The organism is Phyllobacterium sp. P5_D12 (assembly GCF_054049495.1).
The window spans coordinates 1-8622 of the sequence record NZ_JBFUMG010000173.1; the positions used below are offsets into that span (position 1 = coordinate 1).

At 56.3% G+C, this 8622-nt stretch carries 8 protein-coding genes; 3 read left to right on the top strand and 5 right to left on the bottom strand.

The genetic code is table 11. From position 1 onward, the window contains the following. Positions 1-113: 113 nt before the first annotated feature. From ACXJ5O_RS13145 to dapA, 3 genes are read right to left on the bottom strand one after another with little or no spacing between them, the layout of a single operon-like run. Positions 114-956, bottom strand: a complete 843-nt coding sequence (locus ACXJ5O_RS13145) for a transporter substrate-binding domain-containing protein (protein WP_457300276.1) — start codon at positions 954-956, stop codon at positions 114-116. 34 nt (positions 957-990) lie between these two features. Continuing rightward, entirely contained in the window at positions 991-2409 is a 1419-nt protein-coding gene (locus ACXJ5O_RS13150; RefSeq protein ID WP_457300277.1) for an FAD-binding oxidoreductase, read from the bottom strand. Between the two features lie 16 nt (positions 2410-2425). Beyond that, positions 2426-3325, bottom strand: coding sequence for a 4-hydroxy-tetrahydrodipicolinate synthase (gene dapA / locus ACXJ5O_RS13155; protein ID WP_457300278.1), 900 nt, complete (start codon positions 3323-3325; stop codon positions 2426-2428). 53 nt (positions 3326-3378) lie between these two features. Here dapA and ACXJ5O_RS13160 point away from each other — a divergent pair, with 53 nt between their 5' ends. From ACXJ5O_RS13160 to ACXJ5O_RS13170, 3 genes are all read left to right on the top strand, one after another. Continuing rightward, positions 3379-4260: a helix-turn-helix domain-containing protein gene (locus ACXJ5O_RS13160; RefSeq protein ID WP_457300279.1), complete on the top strand. Its 882-nt coding sequence runs from the start codon at positions 3379-3381 to the stop codon at positions 4258-4260. 19 nt (positions 4261-4279) lie between these two features. Further along, entirely contained in the window at positions 4280-5464 is a 1185-nt protein-coding gene (locus ACXJ5O_RS13165) for an alpha-hydroxy acid oxidase (protein ID WP_457300280.1), read from the top strand. 116 nt (positions 5465-5580) lie between these two features. After that, positions 5581-6777: an aromatic ring-hydroxylating oxygenase subunit alpha gene (locus tag ACXJ5O_RS13170; RefSeq protein ID WP_457300281.1), complete on the top strand. Its 1197-nt coding sequence runs from the start codon at positions 5581-5583 to the stop codon at positions 6775-6777. 60 nt (positions 6778-6837) lie between these two features. On the opposite strand, the gene ACXJ5O_RS13175 is transcribed toward ACXJ5O_RS13170, so the two are convergent. Continuing rightward, positions 6838-8259, bottom strand: a complete 1422-nt coding sequence (locus tag ACXJ5O_RS13175; RefSeq protein ID WP_457300282.1) for an aminotransferase — start codon at positions 8257-8259, stop codon at positions 6838-6840. A gap of 44 nt (positions 8260-8303) precedes the next feature. Next, a partial coding sequence (locus ACXJ5O_RS13180) for a hypothetical protein (protein ID WP_457300283.1) occupies positions 8304-8622 on the bottom strand: 319 nt, incomplete at its 5' end.

Below are 8622 nucleotides of genomic sequence, written 5' to 3' on the forward strand. Positions count from 1 at the left end.
CCTTCAAATAGCAGCCAACGGTAGCTCCAAAGGATGTTGAAATCCCAATTGTACATATCACGACTTCCTGTGTTCCGGTTCGGTGCCCACCAAAGGCAGGCACCGAAACATCATTAAAAGTTAACGCCGGCGGGAATGTCGTCGAGGGTGATGTCGACCTTCGCGAGACTGGACACGACGGCCTCCCGGACCAGGCCGAGGCCCTGCGCATAGACGATCCAGGTATTCAGGAAATCGCGGAGGGTCTTGTCTTCCTCTCGTCGCACGGCCGCGTTGGACGTGGAACCGAAGATCGGAGTCGGAGCGACGACCTTTCCCAGGCGCGGATCGCGTTTGACGGCACGGACACCTCCCATCCAGAAGATGCACTGCGCATCGACGCGGCCCGTGGAGAGCGCCAGCGTCGCCTCGTCGAGCGATTTCAGCCGCACGATCGTCGCATTGGGACACAGGCGCGAAGCACCTTGGTCGTGCGCGGAACCCATGTCGACTGCGATCCTGACTTCGGGCTTGTTGAGGTCTGTCCACGTTTTCGGTTCGAAACCTGTCTTCGCGATGACAACGAGAGCGCTGTTATAGACCGGGACAGTGAAGTCCACGGCCAGGGCGCGTTTCGGTGTTGGGTTCATCCCGAACATGACATCGATCTTGTTCGCCTGCAGGTCGAGGATGGCGTTGCCCCAAGTCGTTTCCACGACTTCAAGTTCGACCTCCATGTCCGTGGCAAGAGCCTTGCCGATGTCATAGAACTGACCACCCCACTGGCCGCTCTCCTTGTCCTTGATTGTCCAGGGCGCACCGGTTGCCACGCCGCCGATACGCAGCTTCTTCGAGTTGATGATCTGCTGAAACGAGTTCTGCGACGGGGCTTGCGCCGCAGCCGAGCTTGCGCCGGCTAAGGTCGCTGCGATTGCACCTCCTCCGAGGAGGCCTGCGAATTCTCTTCTGGAAACCATGTTATTCCCCTTTCTTCTTTCGGTTAGTAGTTCACTACGATTTGAGCAGAACACCCGGGTTCATTCTGCCATGCGGATCGAGAACGTGTTTAATCTGCTGCATCAGTTCGTAGCGGAGCGGGTCACACAACCGCTCCAGTTCCGCGGGCAGCTTACGGCCCACCCCGTGTTCCGCACTGAATGTGCCGCCAAATTGGACGCCGACGTCATGGATCGCCCTTTCGACGTCGAGTGCGAACCCGTCCTGGTCGTCAATAGTGTTCCAATAGTCGTGCGAGAACATCAGGATATAGTGGACGTTGCCATCGCCGAGATGGCACACGACCTGCGTGGTGGCCTCGGGAAATCGTTCCGCGGCCACTTTATCCGCCGCATCGATGAACGCGGGAACGAAAGAGGTCCGTACCGCTACATCATGGACGATACCAATGCCTTCCTTCTTGTTGGCTTCCGATACCGAGTGGCGCACATGCCAGATCTCTTCTGCCTGTTGATGGGATGCGGCAACCACGGCATCGCGAATCAGACCGGCCGCGAAACCCTCCTCGAGCAGGCGGCCGAGCATGGCATCCAGGTCCGTGTAACTGTCGGATGTGCTGAGTTCCACCATCAGTGACCATGCAGGCAACTCGGCGAACGGCATGCGAACCCGATCCACGTGCCGGCGGACGAGCTCGAACTGAGAGGAGGATACCAGCTCAAAGGCCTCGATGAATGAACCTGCAGTCGAGCGAAACCGAGCGAGAAGTTGAACAGCATCTACTGGCGACACCACGTCGATCCAGGCATGTGCACTCTTTGAGAGCGTTGGAAATAACCTCAGCGCCGCGCCTGTAATGATACCCAACGTTCCTTCCGCACCGATGAAGAGTTGCCGTAGCATATAGCCGGTGTTGTCTTTGCGCAGAGCCGCGAGGTCGTTGACGATGCGGCCGTCCGCCAGGACCAATTCCAGCCCAGCAACCAGGTCGCGCATCGGCCCATATCGGACGACTGCGGTTCCGCCTGCGTTGGTCGAGATGAGCCCGCCAACCTGTGCGCTGCCTTCGCTACCAAGACGCAGAGGGAACTGGCGACCGATTTTGTCGGCGGCCTGATKGATTTCAGCAAGTATGACCCCGGCATCCACAGTGATAATATCTGACACGGTATCTATGTCCCGGATCCGGTGCATGCGGCGAAGCGAGAGGACGATACCGGGCTTTTCGGCATCGCCGCTTTCGGGTACCGCCCCATAACACAGCCCCGTATTGCCACCGAGTGGGAAAACCGGCTGCCTTTCTTCCGCAGCCACACGCATTACCGCTGCGACCTCGTCTGTCGAGGCGGGCAAAACTACGCAAACGGCCCTGCCCTGCTTTCGACCACGCCAATCCGTGAGATAAGGCGTCATCTCCGAAGGGTCGCTAATTATTCCTTTGGAACCAACGATGTCGCGCAGCCGATCAATCACGGATTTAAGCCTTTCTTTAAGCGAGATTCACGAGCTTGGCCTGATTGGCGACTTCCTTCAGTTTCGCCAGAGTTGCCTCGCTCGGATCCTGCAGTGGCAGCCTGACGCTTCCGACGGGCATGCCGGCCAGAGCCATATATTTTTTCAGAGGACCGGGATTGGTTTCCAGGAAAATTGCCTCGACGACGGAATCGATCGGTGCCTGAATTTGCAAGGCCTCATGGAGCTTACCCTCCTGCGCAAGCTGGAAGATTTTAAGCCAGACCTTAGGATATATCKACGCAGACGCTAGAACGCCACCGCGAGCGCCAAGTGCGACATGGGTCGCGAAAAGGGGCTCTTCGCCGCTCAATATGGCAATTTGATTACCTACAAACTTGATCGTCTTGATAAACTCCGGCACGTCATAGGACGAGTACTTCATGCCGATGATGGAGCGATCTTCGACCATCCCCTGTATGCACTCAGCAGTGACGGCAACATTCGTGCGACGCGGGATTTGGTAAAGCAAAACAGGCACATCAACCTCTTGGCGATAGGCCCGGAAGTAGTCACGCATCGCCTCCTGAGTGCCCGAAGCGTAATAAGGAGTAACCGTCATTACGGCAGAAGCGCCGGCGGCGGCGAAATCCTGTCCAGCCTCGACAGCATCCTTGAAACCAGTGGACAGGACACCGGGGATAACCGGCTTGCCGTCCGACGCTTCAACACACGCTTCCACAATCGTCCTGCGCTCGGATCGCGAGAAAGCCGTATATTCGCCAGTGCCACCGATCGGAACGACCCCGGCGGCGCCACTTTCCAGCTGGAAGCGGGTAAGCTTGCGCAGGCCGTCGAGATCGACAGTCCGGTCTTCCTTCATCGGAGTGACTATAGCCGTGTAGAGGCCACTGATTTCATTGGCAGAAAGAGTCATGAATGCATGTCCTATAGTCGGAGGACAGGCGCGATCGTCCACGGTTTCCCAGTGTGATCGCGACCGTTCCCGTTTTATTTTCTAGTTGCGTTGATCGCCTCACAAATGAGATAATTTATGAGCATTCGGCGCCTGTCAATATTTTTATCAAAAAAATCCACTATAGGAAAAATTTTGGCTTTAGCGTATTTTTCTTTCCAGAGTTAATCATTTGCGATAGCGGATTGGGAAGTACGCAACAGCAAAGCATAGGACGGCAACTGATGGAGAAGGTTATGGCCAGCCAGTCAATCAGCGATCAGGGCGTACTGCTCCATGATGTCATTCGCCGCAAGACAGACGAACACGCCAGCAGCATTGCAGATGCCGCGCCATCCGAGATGAACATCGGCGCGCGATTGCATCAGATTCGCAAGGACAGAAACCTGACGTTGCAGAGTGTTAGCAAAGCGACAGGCGTCTCTGCCTCGGCATTTTCGAAGATCGAACGCAATGAACTTTCCCCAACAATCGGAACGCTGCAGCGAATCGCCGTTGGCCTCGGAATCGATTTGATGGAATTGCTGAATGCGCAAAATACATCGCCAAGCGGCTATGGCCGCCGCAGCGTTACGCGGGCTGGGAGCGGCAAAGCTCATGACACGAATACGTGTGCTAACAACTTCCTGTGTTCGGATCTACGCAACAAGAAAATGACGCCGATTATGACGAGCGTTTCGGCACGCTCACCCGATGACTATAAAATCTGGGCAAAATCAGGGGCCGAAATCTTCCTGACCGTCCTGGAAGGCACTCTTGTCGTCCATAGCAAGCTATATGAGCCGCTTGTGTTAAACGAGGGAGATTCGATCTACTACGATGCCAATGCCGAGCATGTGTGGACATCCGCCGGCGAGCGCGACGCTAAAGTGCTTTGGGTCCTCGCCGTCTCATGATCTGCGAAGGCAACTGAAAATGCAGAGACCTTTGAACGCCGGGGACTTTCGGGATGCCGCCCGAAGAGCTCTTCCCAAAGCCCTCTTCGAATATATCGATCGTGGGACCGAAGATGAGAATGCCCTGCGAAGCCTTCGAAATAGTCTCGATTCTATCAAGCTCATTCCGAGTGTGCTGACTGGCCACCCTGAGCGCGAACTGAGAACCGAAATTCTCGGTGAAACGACAGCGATGCCGCTGGTTGTGGCGCCGACGGCCCTGGCTGGACTGGTCGCACACAATGGCGAGATCAAACTTGCCCGAGCGGCTGCGCGGATGGGCATCCCGGTTTGCATCTCCACACAATCCATCACGACCATCGAAGAGATCCGTGCTGGAGCGCCGGGAGCCAGCCTTTGGTTTCAACTTTACATGTGGAAGGATAGAAACCTGTCGCGCGCGCTTCTCGAACGGGTGGAAAAGGCTGGTGTGACGACACTGGTCGTGACGGCCGATACCCCCGCAAGCCCGAAGCGGGAATACAACCATCGGAACGGTTTTTCGATTCCGATAAAGTATTCACTGCGGCTTGGCCTGGATGTGGCGCTCCATCCGCGTTGGCTATGTGGAGTCCTGCTTCGCTATCTCCTCGCAACTGGTATGCCCAGTTATGGCCATTATCCGCAGGAATTCCGTAGCGCAGTCACCCGACTTTCCATCGCCGAAGCCGTCCGCCTGGAGAACCTTCTGAACTGGGAGGACATCCATCAGCTTCGACGCTGGTGGAAAGGTGAACTTGTCATCAAGGGTGTTCTTGGCGTTCACGATGCCCATCTAGCAAAGGCTGCTGGAGCCGACGGTATCGTGGTGTCCGCTCACGGTGCCCGCAATCTTGATATTGCACCCGCGCCGATCGACGTTCTTCCAGGGATCGCAGATGCCGTTGGCCACGATCTTGACGTTCTTGCGGACAGTGGCGTGAAGCGCGGAAGCGACGTCCTGAAGTATATCGCCAACGGCGCCAAGTCAGTAATGATTGGTCGGCTGCCACTATGGGGGCTCGCCACGAATGGTGAGGCGGGAGCCGAGGATTTACTAGCCATGCTCCGAGAGGAAATCGATGTCACTTTGACAATGCTCGGCCTTCAGCAGCCAAGTGAATGTGGTGCGGCGCTGCAACGAAGTGCGGAGTCCAACGCCCGCCGTCTCCGATACATAGTATGATTGCCTTGACGGATCCAAACCGCTAACGCAATTTGGGGCTTGCTAATCTAACAGATTGCAAACAAACGATGTTTGTGCTTATATTGAATGAACATTCAATAAGTAAGAGCGAATTTATGCAGGTTAATCAGCGCGATTTGACGATTCCGAACAACTGGGACCGCCGGGGATTGCCGGCCTGGAGCTATAGCAGTCCGGCCTTGCTCGAGCTTGAGAAGGAATACGTTTTCCGAAGCCATTGGCAGATAGCCGGGCATGTCTGTGATGTGCCCAACGTCGGTGACTACATCGCGCTGGATATCGTGGGCGAGCGGGCCCTGATCGTGCGTGGCAAGGACGGCGAAATCCGTGCTTTTCACAATATCTGCCGTCACCGGGGATCTCGCGTCGTCACCGACAACAAGGGAACATGCAACAACGCGCTGGTCTGTCCCTTCCATGGCTGGGTATATAATCTCGACGGCACGCTCCGAGGCGCGTCGCGTCCGCGTTCTTTCCCGGAGATGGACAAAAACGAGTTCGGTCTCTTGCCGCTCGAACTCGAAATCTGGATGGGCTTCATCTTCATCCGTTTCCTCGAGAGCCCGCAGCCATCGGTTGCCACATTGATGAAGCCGTTCGAAGCGGAAATCGCGAACTACAATATCGCCGATATGGTACCTGCAGGCTTCTGGACGCAGAAATCGCCCGTCAACTGGAAGTCGGTGCGCGATGTCGACAATGAAGGCTACCACGTGGCAATGGCCCATCCGGCGCTCCAGGACCTTTATGGCTCGACCTATTACGACGAGCCATTCGTCAATGGCGTGTCGCGATCTTTCGCCAGCTATAATCCCCATGCGGGACGGCGCTGGAGTGTGCGCAACTATATCAATCTGGCACCGGAGGCGACGCATCTGCCCGAGAACCTCCGTAACGCCTGGATCTACTACGGGATTTTTCCGAATTCTGTGATTTCGGTTACGCCTGAAGGCGCGCAGTATTATCAGGAGTTTCCATTGTCGACGGGCGAGACCCTGTTGCGCGGCGCTGTATTCCGCAACAGGGATGAAACCCGACAGCAGCGGGCTGCCTGTTATCTCGCCTCGCGCATCGATCGCGAGACGAGCTCGGAAGATGTTCAGCTGACGAAATGGTCAAACGAGTCGATGCTGTCGAAATCGTTCTCGGGGTTCTATCTCTCGGACCTCGAATACGGTGTCCGTTCGCACCACGACCACCTGCGCAATGTGTTACCTGTCCTGAAAATCGAAAAGGCACCGGCAGAGGCCGAAGTGCCGTTGCTCAATGCGCAGCTGGCCGCACAGAGCTGATTGCCGACAACTCGCATAAATAACCCGGCGTAGTCGCCGGGTTATTTATCATTAGCCGGATTATCCTTGCCAGACGCCCTCATGCCGCAGATCATCCATCGTGCGCGAAATCCCTTCCCGCAGGATACCCACCATGTCGTCGATCTGATCGCGGGTGATAACCAGCGGCGGAGACATGACGCACATGTTGATGAGCGGTCGCACCAGAAGGCCGAGTTCATGGCAATGCGCGTCGATGCGCATTCCGACATTCGTATCGAGCTGGAGCGGATTCTTGCTCTCGCGGTCGGCAACACACTCGACGCAGGCCATCAGGCCTATCCCCCGCACTTCTCCAACCAGGGGTAATTCCTCAAGCGTTTTCAACTGCTGCTGGAAATAAGGCGCAACGGTCTGGGTGTGCGCAAGGATGCCATCCTCGAGCAGATCGAGATTGGTGAGCGCCACGGCGCAGCCGACAGGATGGCTGGTGTAGGTCAGCCCATGCGCATACATCGCAGTCGGGTGATTTGAACGGCGCAGTTCCTCAAGAAGACGCTCGGAGACGACCATGCCGCCGAGCGGGAAATAGCCCGAGGTGACACCCTTTGCAAAGGTGATGATATCCGGATCGACATCGAATACATCCTGGGAAGCGAAGACGTGCCCAAGTCTGCCAAATGCCGTGACCACTTCGTCAGCGATAAACAGTATTTCATTGTCCCGGCATATCTTGCGGATACGGGGCAGATAGTTTTCGGGCGGCAGAATGACGCCGCCTGAAGCCTGGACCGGCTCGCCAATGAAAGCGCCGATCTTGTCGGCACCTACGCGGCGGACCGTCTCCTCGAACTCGGCGACCAGCATGTCCGAGAATGCGGCTATGCTCATGCCTTCGGGACGGCGAAATGCATCCGGAGACGTCAACTTGACGACAAGGTCATCGGCGCCGTCCATCCAGTCGCGATCCCGCGGACGCCCGTTCAATGACGCCGAGAGATAGGTGGAACCATGATAAGCGCCGCCGCGCGACAGGATCAGCTTTTTCTCGGACCGACCGCGGGCATTGTTGAAAAACTGCATGAAACGCAGTGCGCTCTCGACAGCTGTTGACCCGCCCGTTGTGAAGAAGACGTGATTGAGGTCGCCGGGCGCATAAGCAGCGATGCGCTCCGAGAGCACCGCCGAAGGTTCGTTCATCGTATACCAGGGCGTGTTATAGGAAAGCTGCATGGCTTGGTCGTACATGACACGGGCAAGCTCCTCGCGGCGGTGCCCTACATTGACACACCACATGCCGGCAGGACCATCGATAAGCCGCTTGCCCTCGCCGTCGGTGATGTAAATTCCCTCGCCGCCGCTGATCAGCGATCTGGCCTCGGCGMCGATTTCTCCGGCACAGGGCCATGGCTGAACAAGATGTCGCTTGGCCAGATCGATCGTCTCGTGATTTGTCAGCGCCGCTGTCACCCCGGCTTCCCGTATCTGTTTCACCGCCGCCATTGTTCCCTCACTCGATTGCCGGAACTTTCCGGTTTAAATCTTATTCAATTATCGGAAATCAATGAGATTTCTCCCATTATATTGAATGTTCGTTCAATCAATATGTCAGAAATAACGCTTGATTTCAATCCACAGATAGGCGCATGATGCAAGAAAGATGGCACCAAAGGGAACGTGCCGCGTGAATCGAATGAATGGGAACAATATGCTCCGGTACCTGATGGCATATCACGCGCGTGGTCCGTTCGAATGACGGCACCGGCGGAAGGGATCGCCGCACTGCCTGTTGTGCGAAAACAAAGAAATCCTGTTCTGCAATCAGAAGCTGCGCGTGGTCTCGGGCTGATAAGTCCGACGTTTATC

What these genes read in the sequence shown, in the direction of transcription:
- ACXJ5O_RS13145 (WP_457300276.1), bottom strand. Translation starts at nt 956, where the DNA reads ATGGTTTCCAGAAGAGAATTCGCAGGCCTCCTCGGAGGAGGTGCAATC.
- ACXJ5O_RS13170 (WP_457300281.1), top strand. Translation starts at nt 5,581, where the DNA reads ATGCAGGTTAATCAGCGCGATTTGACGATTCCGAACAACTGGGACCGC.
- ACXJ5O_RS13165 (WP_457300280.1), top strand. Translation starts at nt 4,280, where the DNA reads ATGCAGAGACCTTTGAACGCCGGGGACTTTCGGGATGCCGCCCGAAGA.